Below are 15,042 nucleotides of genomic sequence, written 5' to 3'. Positions count from 1 at the left end.
CCTTCGCGAGATCCCTTTCAAGCTCGAAGAGTACGAACTCTGAACAGCGCCAGGCTGCGTGATGTGTAGCCATGGCGGATTCCGACCGGCAGGCATTTTCATGCGCTCGGGCAAAGCAGGCATAATGGCGACCTTTCGCCCACCACAGCACTGCCAGCCGGTCACCTCCTTTGAACGAACGCCCGATGTCCACCGCTTTACGCCCCTCGGCCTGCCCGGGGTTGCTGCGTATCGTCCAGGCACTGGATGGCGGCATCTGTCGGATCAAATTGAACGGCGGCTCGATCAGCGCTACCCAGGCTGAAGCGGTGGCCAGCGCGACCGAACGGTTTGCCGGGGGCGCGATCGAGGCGACCAATCGGGCCAATCTGCAGATTCGCGGGATCGGCGGCGAGCACCTGGCACTGATCGACAGCCTGCTCGCCGCCGGATTGGGCCCGCGTACCGCCGCTGGCGACGATGTGCGCAACCTGATGCTCAGCCCGGCTGCCGGGATTGATCGGCAAATGTTGTTCGACACGCGCCCGCTGGCTGAACAGATTCTCGCCACCCTGCAAAGCCACGAACGCTTTCACGAGCTCAGCGCCAAGTTTGCCGTGCAACTCGACGGCGGCGAGGCGTTGGCGATGCTCGAACATCCGCATGATCTGTGGTTGTCTGCCGCTGAGCGAAACGGCGAACGGTTGCTGGCATTCGGTCTGGCGGGTTGCCCCACGGACACGCCCGCAGGGTCAGTGTCACTTGAACACGGACACGCGTTGGTCGTTGCAGTGCTGGAGTTGTTTCTCGATTTGGCGCGGCCCGATCAAACACGGATGCGTCATGTGTTGGCCGAAATCCCGGCCGCGGATTTTCTCGCTCGCCTGGCCGAGCGTGTGCCCTTGAACCCGATCACCGATTGGCGGCGTTCATCGAGCCCGGACGCTCTGCACATCGGCGTTCATCCGCAGGCTGGAACCGAATATGTCTATATCGGTGCCGTACCTCCTTTGGGGCGGCTCGATCCCGTCATGCTCAGAGGCGCGGCGCAACTGGCGCAAGAGTTCGGCGACGGGAGCCTGCGTTTCACCCCATGGCAAAGTCTGTTGCTGCCCACTGTTCGAAAAGAACGGGCACCCGAAGTCATTCGGTGCCTGGAGCAACTGGGCCTGCTGTGTGAGCCCGATCAGCCCTTGTCACGGTTGATCGCCTGCACCGGTTCCGCTGGCTGCGGCAAAGGCCTGGCCGAGACCAAGAGCGACGCCTTGCAATTGGCTGCGCTGTTGCAACGCCACGATCAAACGGTGCATGTGTCCGGTTGCCAGCGTTCCTGCGCTGCTGCCCATGGGGTGCCGGTCACGTTACTGGCCGTCGCACCCGGTCGCTACGATCTCTATTTTCGCGATGCGGGACAGTCGGGTTTCGGCGCCCTGCACGCACGCAATCTTACTATTGAAGCGGTCGGCGCCTTGCTCGACGCCCGCCCACGGAGTTCCCTTGATGCTTGATTACATCCGCGACGGTCAGGAGATCTATCGCAACTCCTTCGCGATCATTCGCGCCGAGGCCAACCTTGCGCGAATCCCGGCCGATCTGGAAAAACTCGCGGTGCGGGTGATCCACGCCTGCGGCATGGTCGAGTCCATCGACGGGCTGCAATTTTCTGAAGGCGCAGGCAAGGCCGGGCGCGATGCACTGGCGGCCGGCGCGCCGATTTTGTGCGATGCGCGGATGGTCAGCGAAGGCGTGACCCGTGCGCGTTTGCCCGCCAACAATCCGGTGATTTGCACCCTGCGCGATGACAGCGTTCCGGAGCTTGCCCGTGAGTTGGGCAACACCCGTTCCGCCGCCGCGCTGGAACTGTGGCGCCCGCACCTGGAAGGCAGCGTGGTGGTGATCGGCAATGCGCCGACCGCGCTGTTTTATCTGCTGGAAATGCTCGACGCCGGTGCCCCGAAACCGGCGCTGATCCTCGGCTTCCCGGTGGGTTTCGTCGGTGCCGCCGAATCCAAGGCGATGCTCGCGGCGGACAGTCGTGGCGTGCCCTTTGTCATCATGCAAGGCCGGCTGGGCGGTAGTGCCATGGCCGCCGCCGCCGTCAACGCCCTCGCCACGGAGATCGAATGATGCAGCAACCTGGACGTTTGATCGGCCTGGGTGTCGGCCCCGGTGATCCGGAACTGATTACCGTCAAAGCCTTGCGCCTGCTGCGCGAATCGCCAGTGGTGGCGTATTTCGTCGCCAAGGGCAAAAAGGGCAACGCCTTCGGCATCATCGAAACGCATCTGCAGGACGCGCAAACCCTGCTGCCGTTGGTTTACCCGGTGACCACCGAAGCGTTGCCGGCGCCGCTGTCGTACGAACAAGTGATCAGCGATTTCTACGATGCGGCTGGCGAACAACTCGCGGCGCATCTGGACGCCGGCCGTGACGTGGCGGTGATTTGCGAAGGCGATCCGTTCTTCTACGGCTCCTACATGTACCTGCACGATCGCCTGGCCGAACGCTATGAAGCGGAAGTCGTGCCGGGCGTCTGCTCGATGCTCGGCGGTGCGTCGGTACTCGGTGCGCCGCTGGTGTATCGCAATCAGAGCCTGTCGGTATTGTCGGGGGTGTTGCCCCACGAAGATCTCAAGCGTCGTCTGGCCGATGCCGATGCGGCGGTGATCATGAAACTGGGGCGTAACTTTCCCAAGGTCCGGCAGGTGCTCGAAGAGCTCGGTCTGGCGCAGCGTGCGCTGTACGTCGAGCGCGCGACCATGGCCAATCAGAAGATCGTGCCGCTGGATCAGGTCGAGCCGATGTCCTCGCCGTATTTCTCGCTGATCATCGTTCCCGGTGAAAGGTGGCAAGGCTGATGGCCCATTCCGCTCCGGCGATTGTCATTCTCGGCAATGGCAGCCTCGCGACTGCACGCAAAATTGCGCAGCTATACCCCGGCGCATTGATCCACGGATTGGCCGAACGGGTCGAAGGCGCTGATCGTGTTTATCACGAGTTCGGCGCGACCCTGCGCGAACTGTATCAACAGGACACGCCGATCATTGCGCTGTGCGCCGCCGGGATTGTGATCCGCACCCTGGCGCCGTTGCTGCTGGAGAAGGGGGCCGAGCCGCCAGTGCTGGCAGTGGCCGAAGACGGCAGCGCCGTGGTGCCGCTGCTCGGTGGCCTCGGCGGGGTGAACGTCATGGCGCGCGAGATTGCCGCCGGACTTGATGTCGCTGCAGCGATCACCACCAGCGGTGAGCTGCGCTTCGGCACCTGCCTGCTCAATCCACCCGACGGTTATGCCTTGGGCGATCTGGAGCTGGGCAAGCGCTTCGTCTCGGACTTGCTGGCCGGCGAACACGTGCGCATCGAAGGCGCTGCGCCGTGGTTGGCCCAAGCACAGTTACCGCAAGATCCCGAGGCGCATTTGTCGATCCATGTCGGCAGCGCCGAACGGACGCCGGCCGCCAATGAGCTGTTGATCTACCCGCGCAGTGTGTTGTTGGCGGTCAGCGCCAGTGTGGCGGACTTGCCCCAGGCGATTCGCGCGGCGCTGCGTCAGGCGCAAGTCGCCGGGCAATCGCTGGCGTGCTTGCTGGCGCCAGCCACCGAGATGGCCCGCCCGGCGTTGCGCGAGGCGGCGCTAGAGCTGGGTGTGCCGCTGCGTTTTGCCTCGGCTGCCAGCGATGCCAGCGAGTTGGCTCGCGAGGCTATTCCCGGCGCGACGATTATCCCGATCGACGAAAACCTGGCATTGGCAATCGCCGAACAGCCGCTGAACGTTGCACAGATCGGCCAGCCACGCGGTCGACTGGCGGTGATCGGCCTGGGCCCGGGCGCTGCCGAACTGATGGTGCCTGCGGTGAAGGCTGAATTGGCCAGGGCCACTGACGTGCTCGGTTACGAAACCTATGTGCGCATGGCCGGCCCGTTTCGCCCGGATCAAGTGCTGCACTGCACCGATAACCGCGAAGAGATGCAGCGTGCCCGTCACGCCTTCGAACTGGCGGCCCAGGGGCGGTCGGTGATCGTGGTCTCGTCGGGTGACCCTGGCGTGTTCGCCATGGCCGCCGCGGTGCTGGAAGCCTTGCACGAGTCGACTGACCCGGCCTGGCACAGCGTCGATCTGGAGATTCTGCCGGGGGTTTCCGCTTCGCTGGCGACGGCCGCTCAGGCCGGTGCGCCATTGGGGCATGACTTCTGCGTGATGTCACTGTCGGACAACCTCAAACCGTGGTCGATCATCGAAAAGCGCTTGGACCTGGCCGCCGAAGCCGATCTGGCGCTGGCCTTCTACAACCCGATCTCCCGCTCGCGGCCATGGCAATTGGGCCGTGCGCTGGAGATCGTCGCGCAGCACCGTACCCCGGAAACGCCGGTAGTGCTTGGACGTGATATCGGTCGCCCCGGCCAGACGCTGCGGACCACCACACTCGGCGCACTCACGCCGGAGCAAGTGGACATGCGCACCATGGTGCTGATCGGCTCGTCCACCACTTGCGTGTTCCCCCGCGCCGAAGGTGGCGACTGGGTGTACACGCCGCGCTGGTATGGCAACAAACCCCTCTGCTGAAATCTGGCGGCCCGTTCGGGCCGCCTTCATCACCTCTGTCCGGTGACTTCTCTCGATTGTTTCGGCATTTGTGCGTGTAAGCCTGTTCGGTTGTTTACGTGGGATCTTGTTGTCTCTCAGGGAAGAATTTTGATCCTGTGTTGTAGGATGTTCCACTTTTATTCCCATGTTTTATGGTGGCAACGAATCATTGTTTCAAGTGGCTGTTATAAAGTTTGGAGTTTTCGGTGCTCTGGCTCATGTGTCATTAATTAACGTATGAAAGTGCATGAGTCTGTAACGTTGTATGTAGTGCTTGTTTTGTAATTAATTGAATTCCTTGTGAGTTGAGTCGCATAGAGCGGCGGGTTAATTTTAATTGTGATTTTTTGGTGTTAGTTGCTTCTGGGGAGAGTTTTGTCTGTTTGTTTGAGTCAGATTAGATGCCCGAGCGTCTGGGTAAGCAAAAGGTCTCCTGATTGTCTGGAGTCGATTTCGGCTATTTATATACGATAAATGGAAGTGTTGTTTATGAGTGTGTCTAAGTTCTCGTTTGCGGGTAACTACGTCAATTTTATGGATTTGTTCAAGCGGATGGATCTTGAACAGGCATTAATGTCGCACAAGGGCACCGATCAATATGATGCGGTGTTTCGCTATTACTTGGGTTGCCTTGACTTGCTGGATTCTCCACAACTGGTGGAGCCGTTGGGGCTGCTGAAGCAAGCATTGGGGTCTTTGGAGGGAGGTAGCCGCCGGCGCCGTGCGGCAGAGTCGGAGCCACCTTTGAATGGCGGTGCCGAGGCTGCTGATTTGGCGCAAATCTACAACAAAGTAGAGGGGTTTGAAACGCGTCTGCACAACAGCCTTGAGCAACTGAAGACACCTGCCACCGAAGTGCCGAAGAATCTGCATTTCGTCTGGCTTGGGGGCGGCGTCGGGGCGATTCAGCGCGACTACATCAACATTTGGAAGCGGGTGATGGCTGCAGAGGGGTATCACCTTTATCTCTGGTATGACAGCGACGCGCTGCTGGCCTATGAAACCAACCGGATCATTGTTGAAGCTGCCAAGGCCGATGCCATGCTAAATGGCAGGCAAACCAGTGCGAATGCGATTGAACTGGGCGACCGCTATGAAGAGCGTGTACGCAACGGATGTCAACTTGCGCGGTGAAGCCTTGCTCGGATTCGAAGGGCATCGACCTTATGCGGTTTCGACACTGGTGCGGCAGTTGGTTGGCCGGCAAAAAAGCCAGAACAGCGCAACGCTGAAAGAATTGCTGAGCGCTTCGACTGTTGAGTTGGAGGCCAGCTTGGAGGATTAATCACGGGCAGGTTGCCTGCCTTTACGTCCAGGCCAACAAAAGAGCTGCCGGTTGAATACCCCCGGCAGCCCTTTTGTATGTCAGCTCAAGGAGCAAGATAGCCCTTCACCCCTGTAAATATGATCTGCGCCGCCAATGCGCAGACAAACAACCCCATCAACCGGCTGACAATCTGCAAGCCCTGATCACCAAGAATCCGTTCTATCCGGCTGGACAGATAAAGCACCACGCCAACTGTGAAACTGGCCAAGGCGATACTCATGATGGCGCTGAGCTTGTCATCCCAGTGCGGCTGGCTCACACCCATCACCAGCAGAGCACCGATGGTACCGGGGCCGACCGTCAACGGAATGGTCAGCGGGACGATGGTCACATCCTGCTGCACATTGTCGGTCTGCACCACAGATTTACCCTGGGCCATGCCCAGCGCCGAGATGAATAACACACTGCCGGCACCGATGCGAAACGCATCCACCGTGATCCCGAATACATCGAAAATCACTCGTCCGAACAGGTACAACAACACGCTGGAGACGAGAGTGGCAATCGCCACTTTCCACGCCAGGCGTCGCTGTTCCTTGCGCGAGTAGCCGCGGGTCAGGCTGATGAAGCAGGACAACACGAAGAACGGGCTGTAGAGCACCAGCATCTTCAAATAAACGCTGAATAATACGTGGAGCATGATTTCGGCTCACCGCAGGAGAAGGTCGAACCGGAGTCTATCAGCCCTCCTATTACCTGTCGGCATTTGATTGGTCAGTGCCGTTTTTTGTGTGCGTGACTTTTCGATTTGAAATGGGTTAGTTGTTTTTTCGGGTATGGGTTGCTGTTGCTGATGTAAATATTTGGAGTTACAAGTCAGATATTGTGATGCCTGGCTTGTTTGGTTAATGTTGTTTTCGCAAGTTATGGAATGCTTGCTTTATTGATAATGGAGATGATGATGGGTGTAAATATGATCGACAGTGCTACTGTGGCTGCTTGTATGAAACGTCTGGAAAGTTGCGAGATTGATGAGATGCCTGTTGTGCGTTCTCGTGCTTTTATGTCGAATGAAATTGTTATTGAAGAGCCTTCCAGGGGGGCTGTTGTTGGCGAGGGCATTTTGTCCTTCACAGGTAACCTGTCCGCGCAAAATCAGGAAGATGCCCTGCACGCTTTTCTTTTCGCCAGTCTTGTGGCGAATAAGCAATATCCTCACGAATATCAGGGCAAGGAGTGGTATTACACGTTTGTCGAAGTCATGACCTCTGCCGGCTGGCTAACAACGCAAAAATATTATAATGATCTGAACATTGGCGGCAATACTGTCCGGATGGATCAGTTGGTGCTGGAAATCCTCGGCTCGGTAGTCGCAGGTCTCGCGATACCAGGCAGTACTTCTGCATTGATGCTGAAGGTCGCCGGCGACGCCATCACCGCCTTGAAAAAGAAACAAACAGCGCTGACGCTGTTTGAACGAAATATGCTGGAGCATGGCGTAGGCGGTATGGCTGCCGGTACCTGCACCGAAGTTGATGGTGAGGTAACGATGGTGCTTGGAACAGTCCGTTTCATTCGGAAAAACACATCGACCCAAGTCCTGTTTCTGGATTGGGATAGTCGTGAGGTAAAACTGTATAAAGGCGAATCTGTTTTCAGGAAGATTCCCTATATTGCCGACCAGGTTCGCGATATTATTCGGACAAAGCTTGGCTTGAATGCAGTTAATAAAATCGAAAGCTACGAGATCTAATCTCCTGTTTTTAATAGGGCGGTCGTGTGTCGGCTGCCCTTCTTTCTATTGTTGCAGGAGTTGTATATGGCCAAGGATTATTCGGTATTTGTTAATGCCGCTGCTGTCGTTTTATTGCCGGGTAAACCGGTGGACTCGACAACTAATGACCTGATGAACTCGGTCCTGCTTGCCCAACTCGTCGCTAATAAACGTACCGAGGCCACCCGCACCATCGATTGGTATGATACCTATGTGGGAGTGCTGGGTGATTTCTGGTTGACGAGTGTCAGAAGCAGACAGGATATCCATCTGAAAAAAAACGATATCGCTTCGCCACTTGAGTGGGTCGTCGCCGTACTGGCAAGTGACATCGAGGCGCAGCAAGTCATGAGGTTGTTGGAGGTCGTCGCCCGACTACCGGACTCTTTGCCCGGCATGAGTTTGTTGCGCAAGCATGTGCTAAAAGAATCCGATAGTGAGCTGGCAGATATTCCCTCGCAACCCAGGCCTGTCCGCTTGTTGGTGATCGTGGAGCAAGATAACGGTTCGATGAGCAGCGTCTGCCTTCAATTCAAAACACGGCAAATGCTTGAAATCAATCCCTGGGGGCAGCGCTTCCATGCCGAGGATATGGAAGGCTACGTTTCGGCGCATTTTTTCCATGCGCATTTGTCCGAGACATTGTATGCGCCCGTCCGCGCAGCCATTGCCGGCAAGGTTGAGGGGAAACTGAGCGACACCATTGCGGATATCACCGAGGCAATCAGCACTTCAGCCGTTCTGCCCATTGAGGAGGGCGGATCATGACGTTTATTTTTCCGCAGGCTGCGGTAGTAGGCGGCAGTGTCGTCGCGTTTGCCGCCGGTCTGCCCGAGTCGCACCGGGAAGACATTTACTTGAGCACGATGTTCGCACAAAGGGCTACCCGGGCAGCCTGCAACGACGGATTGTCGGGCAGCTGGTTCGACTACTATTGCAATCAGCTCAGGTTCATCGGCTGGGACGTGCCGCATCCGGAAGGGCTGTCGCCTATCCAGGGTGGATCAATGGGGGCGGCGGCATCGCAGCATATTGCAATACGCCTCGGCGAGGGTTTTTCCGAGCCGACCAATCGGGCGCTGGTGGCGCTGGAAAGGAATGCATTAGCACTGGATCTGTTCGAATCGACGAGTCTTTCTCAGAATGCGGGTTTCTTTCAGATGATTCCTTGCGTACAGAAGGACGCCCACCGGGTTGAAATGGGGATTTACCACCGTCAGTTCCAGTTTCGCCGAGAGACGTCACGATTTTTTTTCATCGATCAGGATGACTTGGTGCAGAACAGTACAGAGCAACTATCTGTCATTACATTCAATACGCTCTACTACGCGCAATTCCGGGAAAAGGTGAAAAAATCGGTGTTGTCCCAGACGTTCAAGTATCTGAGTTCGTTGGAAATCTGAAGGCTGTGATCCAGGGGGTTAAAAAAACGACTCAGAACGTCGAAGCTGTACGATTCTGCTGATCACGCTGGGCAACCCAATGCTCGATCAGGTCGCGCAGTTGCGACAGTTCGACCGGTTTGGCCATATGCCCGTCCATGCCTGCCTGGCGCGCGCGTTCTTTGTGTTCAGCGAGGATGTGTGCGGTCAATGCCACCACGGGGGTGCGAATCCGCTGGTTGCCGACCTCCCAGGCACGCAGTTGCTGGGTGGCGGAGAAACCGTCGAGGATCGGCATTTCACAGTCCATCAGCACCAGGTCGTAGCGCTGGGCTTTCATCGCCACCAGGGCTTCTTCGCCATTGCTGGCGGTGTCCGGTTGCAGGTTGAGCTTGCCCAGCATGCCGCGTATGACCTTGGTCGAGATGCTGTTGTCTTCGGCCACCAGAATGCGGAAATCGCTGGGCACTTTGACCGGAGGGGTCGGACCGGTGGGCAACTGCTGCGAGACGGAGACACCTTTGTTGCGTTGGTTCAGCTCGTCCGCCAGCGTGGTCTTGAGGGTATAGCCGGCCACCGGTTTGGCGAGAATTCGCTTTATTCCGCAGTTGCGCGCGATGATTTTGCTCGGGGCGTTGCTGATGCCGGTGAGCATGATCAGCAGAATGTCATGGTTCAGGCTCGGGTCTTCCTTGATCTTGGCCGCGAGCTGCATGCCGGTCATGCCGGGCATGTTCTGATCCAGCAGGACCACGTCGAAGTAATCGCGCAGATGAGCCTTGGTGCGCAGCAGCGCCAAGGCCTCTTTGCCGGACGGCACGGCACTGACATTCAGGCCCCAGGCGCTGCACTGCTGCACCAGCACCTTGCGACAGGTGTCGTTGTCGTCCACGATCAATACGCGTGCGCCTTGTAGCGGACCGTCCAGGTCCGAGGTCGGATGTTCGAGACGGTCCGGGTCCAGCGGCAGGGTCAGCCACAAAGTGCTGCCCTGATTGGCGCCGCTCTTGATGCCGAACTCGCCTTGCATCAAACGGATCAGCTGACGGGCGATGACCAGCCCAAGATTGCCCCCCAGGCTGGTGGCCGAGAGGAAGTGTTTGCTATGCAGTTCGGCATGCATCAACGCGTCGCGTTCTTCCGCTTCCATGGGCTGGCCGCTGTCTTGCACAGCGATACGCAGCCGCGGTTTGGCGCTACGTTCATCCAGGGCGACGACGATCAGGATCTCGCCTTCATCGGTTTTCTTCAGGGCGTTTTCCAGCAGACTCAGCAGGGTCTGGCGCAGGCGCGTCGGATCTCCGCTGATGACACGTGGTACCTGCGGCTGGATAAAGCTGATCAGCTCGACGTTCTGCTGTTCGGCCTTGGCGCGGAAGATGCTCAGGCAGTCTTCGATCAGTGCGTTGAGGTCGAACTGCACGTCGTCCAGTTCGATCTGCCCGGACTCGAGTTTGGAGATGTCGAGAATTTCGTTGATCAGTGTCAGCAGCTCGTTGCCGGCGCTATGGATGGTCTGCACATAGTCACGTTGCTTGACCGACAGCGGCGTGCCCAGCAGCAATTCGGTCATGCCCAACACACCATTCATCGGGGTGCGGATTTCGTGGCTGATCTTCGCCAGAAATTCGGCCTTGGCATTGATTTCGGCGTTGCTGGCGGCCAGGTCGCGACTGACGCTGAAACGGTCTTCGGTGATGCTGCGCTGTCGCTCGCCCAAGGCAATGCTCATCAACAGGCCACTGATACAGATAAACACCAGCAGAATAATGATCAGGTTTTGTGGCGCGACCAGGGTCAGCCCCTGCAATGCCGGCAGAATAATCAATGTGCCGAGGTTGAACACCACCATGGCTGCCACGAACAGACGCGCCGGGCGATAACCTTTTTGCCAGTGATGGGCGCTGACGAACAACATGCTCAGACCGGCCAGAGCAACCAGCCCATACGTAATCAGATTCAGCGGCAGTGTGTTGACGAACAGCAACAGCAGGCCGCAGGCCATGATGAACAGAATGTTCCCCAGCAGCAGCTTGTTCAATGGGTGAGGGTCGAGCGGGGCGAAGAAGCGGTAGGCAAACATCAGGCCGCAAGGCGCGGTCATCAGCAAGGCAAGGTAAGCGCCGGGTGTTTGTACGACGGACCAGTTCGGTAACCATGGCCGGGCCAGGTTTAGCAGCAACACCAGGCTGAGCATCAGCAGCCCTTCGCACGCTGCCAGCCAGAGGCTGCTGCGCGAGCGGGTGTAGAGGTAACGGGTCAGATTGTGCAGGATCAGCATCCCCAGGCAGCCAAAGAGCAAGCCGTAGATCAGCGTCTGGTACTGAGTGGCTGCGGTCATGACCGCCGATTGCAGGGTGATGTAAGGCCGGAACTGGTGTTCGGAGACCAGCCGCAGGTAGACGTCGAGGGTTTTGTCACTTTGTGGCAGCGGCAACATGAAGTCGCTGCTGGGAAGGGGCGGCTTAGCCTGGAGCTGCGCAGTACCGGTATTCAATTGATCGATCAACTGGTCGCCGTCGAGCACATACAAATTGAGGTGCGCCAGGTCCGGTGCGAATACTCGCAGCAACTGTTCATGCTTGCCGGGTGCGAGTTTGAAACGCAGCCATAGGGCGCCATCGGGCGCGGCCGCGGTGAGGCGATCGAGTTCGGTAGGGCTGAATTGATTGGTGTAGCGGCTGGAGCGGATGTCGCTCAGCTGCAGATCGCCCTGTTCATCGAGCAATACCGCCCATCCACTGCCTTGCGTGGCCTGGGCCGGGAGCATGCAGAGCAAGGTCAGCAGAGTGACGGTGAAGCCTATGGCAATCCTGAGCCAGCGCACGGCGAAATCCCTTCGTAGATTAATGCCAAAGTATAACTATGCGCGGCGCCGGAATAGTCAGGCAAGGGCCGCAAGCCCTTGCCCGGCCGTATGGATCGCTTATTCCTGATTCTCGCCACGCTCGCGGGCAATGGCGCGATAGCCAATGTCCTTACGGTAGAAGCAGCCTTCCCAGTCGATTTTAGCCGCCAGTTTGTAAGCCTGCTGCTGGGCTGCATCGACGCTGGTGCCCATGGCGGTTGCGCATAGCACCCGACCACCGGCGGTCACCACTTGACCGTCCTTGAGCACAGTACCGGCATGGAAGACTTTGCCTTCCAGTGTCGCGGCTGCATCCAGGCCGTTGATGGCAACGCCTTTGGCGTAGTCACCCGGGTACCCGCCAGCGGCCAATACAACACCGACGCTCGGACGTGGATCCCATTGTGCTTCGACCTTGTCCAGCGCTTGCGCCAGGGCCGCTTCGACCAGCAACACCAGGCTCGACTGCAAACGCAGCATCACCGGTTGGGTCTCAGGATCGCCGAAACGGCAGTTGAACTCGATAACTTTTGGGTTACCAGCCTTGTCGATCATCAGGCCGGCATAGAGGAAGCCAGTGTAGACGTTCCCTTCTTCGGCCATGCCACGCACAGTCGGCCAGATCACCAGGTCCATGACCCGCTGATGGACTTCGGCCGTGACGACCGGTGCTGGAGAGTAAGCACCCATGCCGCCGGTGTTCGGGCCGGTATCGCCGTCGCCGACGCGTTTGTGGTCCTGGCTGGTGGCCATAGGCAATACATTCTTGCCGTCGACCATGACGATGAAGCTGGCTTCTTCGCCGTCCAGGAACTCTTCGATCACAACGCGTGAACCGGCGTCGCCAAACGCGTTGCCGGCGAGCATGTCGCGCACCGCGTCTTCGGCTTCGCCCAGGGTCATGGCCACGATCACGCCTTTACCGGCAGCCAGGCCATCGGCCTTGATCACGATCGGTGCGCCTTTTTCACGCAGGTAAGCCAGGGCAGGCTCGATCTCGGTGAAGTTCTGGTAGTCGGCGGTCGGGATCTTGTGGCGCGCCAGGAAGTCTTTGGTAAAGGCTTTCGAACCTTCCAACTGAGCAGCGCCCGCGGTCGGGCCGAAGCAATCCAGGCCACGGGAGCGGAACAGATCGACGACACCGGCGACCAGCGGCACTTCCGGGCCGACGATGGTCAGGGAAACATTCTTCTGGGCAAAGTCAGCCAGTTGCTCAAGGGCCAGCACGTCGATGGCGACGTTCTCGCACTTGGCTTCAATGGCGGTGCCAGCGTTGCCCGGGGCAACGAAAACTTTCTGCACGCGCGGATCCTGAGCTACTTTCCAGGCCAGGGCGTGTTCACGGCCACCGCTGCCAATGATCAAAACGTTCATTTCAAAAAACCTCAAAAATCTGGGAAGACGCTGCAAATCCTTGTAGGACTGTAGGAGCTGTCGAGCGAAGCGAGGCTGCGATCTTTTGATTTTGCTTTAAAAGCCAGATCAAAAGATCGCAGCCTCGCTTCGCTCGACAGCTCCTACAAGTTCCTACAGGGCTCGCGTCGTATCAATGACGGAAGTGGCGCATGCCGGTGAACACCATGGCAATACCGGCTTCGTCGGCAGCAGCGATCACTTCGTTATCACGCATCGAACCGCCCGGCTGGATCACCGCCGTGATGCCGACCTTGGCCGCATTGTCCAGACCATCGCGGAACGGGAAAAAGGCGTCGGAGGCCATCACCGAGCCTGCTACCTGCAATCCGGCGTGCTCAGCCTTGATCGCCGCAATACGAGCAGAGTTCACGCGGCTCATCTGGCCAGCGCCGACACCGATGGTCTGACGGTTCTTGGCGTAGACGATGGCGTTGGATTTAACGTACTTGGCGACTTTCCAGGCGAAGATCAGGTCATTGATTTCCTGTTCGGTCGGTGCGCGTTTAGTCACCACTTTCAGGTCTTCGCTGCTGATCATGCCAATGTCGCGGCTCTGCACCAGTAAACCGCCGTTGACGCGTTTGTAGTCCCAGGCCGGAGCGCGATCAGCCGACCACTCGCCGCAGGCCAGCAGGCGTACGTTGGCTTTTGCCGCGACGATGGCGCGAGCTTCGTCACTGACGGACGGGGCGATGATCACTTCGACGAACTGACGCTCGACGATGGCTTTGGCCGTTTCTGCATCCAGTTCGCGGTTGAACGCGATGATGCCGCCGAACGCCGATTCGGTATCGGTGGCGTAGGCCAGTTCGTAGGCCTGACGGATGCCGCCTTCAGCGTCCGGGCTCACGGCCACGCCGCACGGGTTGGCGTGCTTGACGATCACGCAAGCCGGTTTGACGAAGCTCTTCACGCATTCCAGCGCGGCATCGGTGTCGGCCACGTTGTTGAAGGACAGCTCTTTGCCTTGCAATTGGGTTGCGGTAGCAATGCCCACTTCGGCTGGCTTGGCTTCAACGTAGAACGCCGCGCTCTGATGCGGGTTCTCGCCGTAGCGCATTTCCTGGGCCTTGATGAACTGGCTGTTGAAAGTGCGCGGGAACTCGCTGCGACCTTCGGTGCTGAGGGTGTCAGCCGCCTGGTTCACGGTGCCCATGTAGTTGGCGATCATGCCGTCGTAGGCGGCGGTGTGTTCGAAGGCCTTGAGCATCAGGTCGAAACGCTGAGCGTAGGTCAGGCCGCCGGCCTTGAGGCTTTCCAGGACGCCGGCGTAATCGCTGGCATTTACCACGATGGCCACGTCTTTGTGGTTCTTGGCTGCCGAACGGACCATGGTCGGGCCGCCGATGTCGATGTTTTCGATGGCAGTTGGCAGGTCGCAGCCTGGCTTGTTGATGGTGGCTTCGAACGGGTACAGGTTGACCGCAACCAGGTTGATCGGCTTGATGCCGTGCTCATTCATGATGGCGTCGTCGATACCGCGACGACCGAGGATCCCGCCGTGGATTTTCGGGTGCAGGGTTTTAACCCGACCGTCCATCATTTCTGCGAAACCGGTGTAGTCCGCGACTTCCACTGCGGCAACACCGTTGTCGCGCAGCAGCTTGAACGTTCCGCCGGTGGAGAGGATCTCGACGCCCAGGGCTTCGAGCTCCTTGGCGAATTCAAGGATCCCGGTCTTGTCGGAAACGCTGATCAAGGCGCGGCGGATCGGCAGGCGGGTAGTCTGGTCGGTCATTTCAATTTCCATCAAAAGCAAGGGAAGTCAGCAAAAAAGGCGACCGGTTTTATGCG

13 protein-coding genes are annotated in these 15,042 nt (G+C 58.4%); 9 read left to right on the top strand and 4 right to left on the bottom strand.

Translation table 11 applies throughout. The annotated features are described in order from the left end of the window. Positions 1 to 185 precede the first annotated feature (185 nt). From cobG to ABH909_RS00435, 6 genes are all read left to right on the top strand, one after another. Positions 186 to 1,487, top strand: coding sequence for a precorrin-3B synthase (gene cobG / locus ABH909_RS00460; protein WP_429429644.1), 1,302 nt, complete (start codon positions 186 to 188; stop codon positions 1,485 to 1,487). Then, positions 1,480 to 2,106: a precorrin-8X methylmutase gene (locus ABH909_RS00455; RefSeq protein ID WP_217855697.1), complete on the top strand. Its 627-nt coding sequence runs from the start codon at positions 1,480 to 1,482 to the stop codon at positions 2,104 to 2,106. Before cobG ends, ABH909_RS00455 begins: the two co-directional genes overlap by 8 nt. Continuing rightward, positions 2,106 to 2,837, top strand: a complete 732-nt coding sequence (locus tag ABH909_RS00450; RefSeq protein WP_429439702.1) for a precorrin-2 C(20)-methyltransferase — start codon at positions 2,106 to 2,108, stop codon at positions 2,835 to 2,837. Before ABH909_RS00455 ends, ABH909_RS00450 begins: the two co-directional genes overlap by 1 nt. Next, complete coding sequence (cobJ, locus tag ABH909_RS00445; RefSeq protein WP_429429642.1) at positions 2,837 to 4,540, top strand: precorrin-3B C(17)-methyltransferase; 1,704 nt, start codon at positions 2,837 to 2,839, stop codon at positions 4,538 to 4,540. Before ABH909_RS00450 ends, cobJ begins: the two co-directional genes overlap by 1 nt. 510 nt (positions 4,541 to 5,050) lie before the next feature. Continuing rightward, complete coding sequence (locus ABH909_RS00440) at positions 5,051 to 5,695, top strand: TcdA/TcdB catalytic glycosyltransferase domain-containing protein (RefSeq protein ID WP_429429640.1); 645 nt, start codon at positions 5,051 to 5,053, stop codon at positions 5,693 to 5,695. Then, entirely contained in the window at positions 5,685 to 5,846 is a 162-nt protein-coding gene (locus ABH909_RS00435; RefSeq protein WP_429429638.1) for a hypothetical protein, read from the top strand. Before ABH909_RS00440 ends, ABH909_RS00435 begins: the two co-directional genes overlap by 11 nt. A gap of 85 nt (positions 5,847 to 5,931) precedes the next feature. Here the strand turns inward: ABH909_RS00435 and ABH909_RS00430 are convergent, their stop codons facing one another. Beyond that, entirely contained in the window at positions 5,932 to 6,528 is a 597-nt protein-coding gene (locus tag ABH909_RS00430) for a MarC family protein (RefSeq protein WP_429429636.1), read from the bottom strand. Between the two features lie 261 nt (positions 6,529 to 6,789). On the opposite strand from ABH909_RS00430, the gene ABH909_RS00425 reads away from it, so the two are divergent. From ABH909_RS00425 to ABH909_RS00415, 3 genes are all read left to right on the top strand, one after another. After that, the gene (locus ABH909_RS00425) at positions 6,790 to 7,581 is read left to right on the top strand and encodes a hypothetical protein (RefSeq protein WP_429439699.1); all 792 of its coding nucleotides are present in this window, start codon (positions 6,790 to 6,792) and stop codon (positions 7,579 to 7,581) included. A 66-nt stretch (positions 7,582 to 7,647) separates the two neighbouring features. After that, positions 7,648 to 8,370: a hypothetical protein gene (locus tag ABH909_RS00420; RefSeq protein ID WP_429429634.1), complete on the top strand. Its 723-nt coding sequence runs from the start codon at positions 7,648 to 7,650 to the stop codon at positions 8,368 to 8,370. Beyond that, entirely contained in the window at positions 8,367 to 9,005 is a 639-nt protein-coding gene (locus ABH909_RS00415; protein ID WP_429429633.1) for a hypothetical protein, read from the top strand. The genes ABH909_RS00420 and ABH909_RS00415 overlap by 4 nt, the downstream gene beginning before the upstream one ends. 31 nt (positions 9,006 to 9,036) lie before the next feature. Here the strand turns inward: ABH909_RS00415 and ABH909_RS00410 are convergent, their stop codons facing one another. The 3 genes from ABH909_RS00410 to purH all read right to left on the bottom strand — a co-directional run bounded on the left by ABH909_RS00410 (position 9,037) and on the right by purH (position 14,986). Further along, positions 9,037 to 11,811, bottom strand: coding sequence for a response regulator (locus tag ABH909_RS00410; protein WP_429429631.1), 2,775 nt, complete (start codon positions 11,809 to 11,811; stop codon positions 9,037 to 9,039). A 99-nt stretch (positions 11,812 to 11,910) separates the two neighbouring features. Continuing rightward, complete coding sequence (gene purD / locus ABH909_RS00405) at positions 11,911 to 13,206, bottom strand: phosphoribosylamine--glycine ligase (protein WP_429429629.1); 1,296 nt, start codon at positions 13,204 to 13,206, stop codon at positions 11,911 to 11,913. 172 nt (positions 13,207 to 13,378) lie between these two features. After that, the gene (purH, locus tag ABH909_RS00400) at positions 13,379 to 14,986 is read right to left on the bottom strand and encodes a bifunctional phosphoribosylaminoimidazolecarboxamide formyltransferase/IMP cyclohydrolase (protein WP_429429627.1); all 1,608 of its coding nucleotides are present in this window, start codon (positions 14,984 to 14,986) and stop codon (positions 13,379 to 13,381) included. Between the last annotated feature and the right edge of the window lie 56 nt (positions 14,987 to 15,042).

Origin of the sequence: Pseudomonas sp. BS3782 TE3695 (assembly GCF_050435305.1) — a bacterium.
Lineage (GTDB): Bacteria > Pseudomonadota > Gammaproteobacteria > Pseudomonadales > Pseudomonadaceae > Aquipseudomonas.
The sequence above is the reverse complement of the archived record's forward strand: the minus strand, read 5'-3'. Positions and strand labels throughout refer to the sequence as shown.